General features: G+C 62.3%; 2 protein-coding genes. Both read left to right on the top strand.

The features are described 5' to 3' along the window. Positions 1 to 131 precede the first annotated feature (131 nt). The gene (locus RM2_RS23045; RefSeq protein ID WP_072688341.1) at positions 132 to 392 is read left to right on the top strand and encodes a ribbon-helix-helix domain-containing protein; all 261 of its coding nucleotides are present in this window, start codon (positions 132 to 134) and stop codon (positions 390 to 392) included. A gap of 282 nt (positions 393 to 674) precedes the next feature. Beyond that, a complete protein-coding gene (locus RM2_RS23040) occupies positions 675 to 1,508 on the top strand; it encodes a glutamate ABC transporter substrate-binding protein (RefSeq protein ID WP_072691765.1) in 834 nt (277 codons plus the stop codon). Positions 1,509 to 1,664: the final 156 nt, after the last annotated feature.

The following is a 1,664-nucleotide window of genomic DNA, read 5'->3' as shown; positions in this document are numbered from 1 at the left end:
CACCCCGGTGCCCGTGTGGCATGCCCGATGCCCGGCCGTCGTGTGTGTCTCGCTTGTCGATCGCAGAGGCCTCCGCCGCATGGGCGCTGAGCCCCGGCCAAGGAGCCGAGTTTCGTATTACACTAATGGGTATGGCTGACGAGACGATCAACGGAACACCCGTCACCGACGAGACGATCCAGGAGTGGGCGGATGAGGCGGAAGTCGGCTACGACGTCGAGAAGCTACGTAAACGAGGTCGGCCGACCATAGGGGACGGACCAGGAACTGTGGTGCCCGTGCGGATGGACGCGGCCCTACTGCAGGCATTGAACGTTCGGGCAGAACAAGAACATGTTTCCAGGTCAGAAGCGATTCGAGAAGCAGTGCGCGCCTGGACGCAGGTCGCGTGAAGACGCACAACTCCGCACTCAAACACGGAATCAGCGAAGACGACGGCATAAGCCGGGTACAGCACATGGATGGCGATCTAGGTATTGCGGGCGGGATGGCGAGGAAGAAGGAAGAAGGAAGACGGGCAGCGGCGCACCGCGTTCCACGGTGACACCGTCGAGGTCGCGGTCGAACCGGGCCGGTCGGCGTCCTGTGAGGATCGGGGGTCCCCGCGGACTTGCACGTAGCCGAAGCCACCCCACTTACGGCATAATCACCGACACCTTGATTGGAAGATTTGTATGAAGATCAATCACTCGATTCGTGTGGGAATCGGCGTCATGGCGCTCGCCGTCGTCGCATCCGCATGCGGCGGAGGTGAGCCGAAAAACGTCCTGCAGAGCGCGTCCGAGGGCACCCTCACCGTCGGCATCAAGTACGACCAGCCCGGCCTAGGGTTGCGCAACCCCGATCGGACCTTCACCGGCTTCGACATCGAGGTCGCCAAGTATGTCGCCGGCAAACTGGGAGTCACGCCCGAGAACATCACGTACAAGGAAGCCCCGTCGCCTCAGAAGGAGACCCTGATCCAGAACGGCGAGGTCGACTTCGTCGCCGCGACCTACACGATCACCGATGCGCGCAAGGAGAAGGTCGACTTCGCCGGGCCGTATTACGTCGCCGGACAGTCACTCCTGGTGCAGTCCGACAACACCGACATCACCGGCCCCGATTCGCTCAGCGACGCCAAGAAGTTGTGCTCGGTTTCCGGCTCCACGTCTGCGCAGAAGATCAAGGACGACTTCGCCCAGGACGTGCAACTGCAGGAGTTCGACACGTACTCCGCATGTGTCGAGGCACTGCGTAACGGCGCAGTCGACGCCCTGACAACCGACGACATCATCCTCGCCGGATACGCCGCGCGATACCCCGGCGAACTCAAGGTTGTCGGCGAGCCCTTCACCCAGGAGCGCTACGGAATCGGCCTCGCCAAGGGCGACGACGAGGCCCGTGCCAAGATCAACGACGCCATCGACGAGATGATCGCGGACGGCTCGTGGGAGCGCGCGTTCAACGACACCGTCGGCGAATCGGGATACCCGATCCCTTCGCCGCCGACCGTCGATCGGTACTGAGCAACTCACGCATCCGGGTCGGTCGGTTCCGGGAGTCGAGGAACAGAACCGCCCGATCCGGCGCTTAGGAATTATCGCGGATACTAGCTCTTTATCTGCGGTAACCTATGGAACGAACTGGCCCGATGGATCTTTCGTGCGGGGTCGACTCGGTAA

Origin of the sequence: Rhodococcus marinonascens NBRC 14363, assembly GCF_001894885.1 — a bacterium.
Taxonomy (GTDB): domain Bacteria; phylum Actinomycetota; class Actinomycetes; order Mycobacteriales; family Mycobacteriaceae; genus Rhodococcus_F; species Rhodococcus_F marinonascens.
The sequence above is the reverse complement of the archived record's forward strand: the minus strand, read 5'-3'. Positions and strand labels throughout refer to the sequence as shown.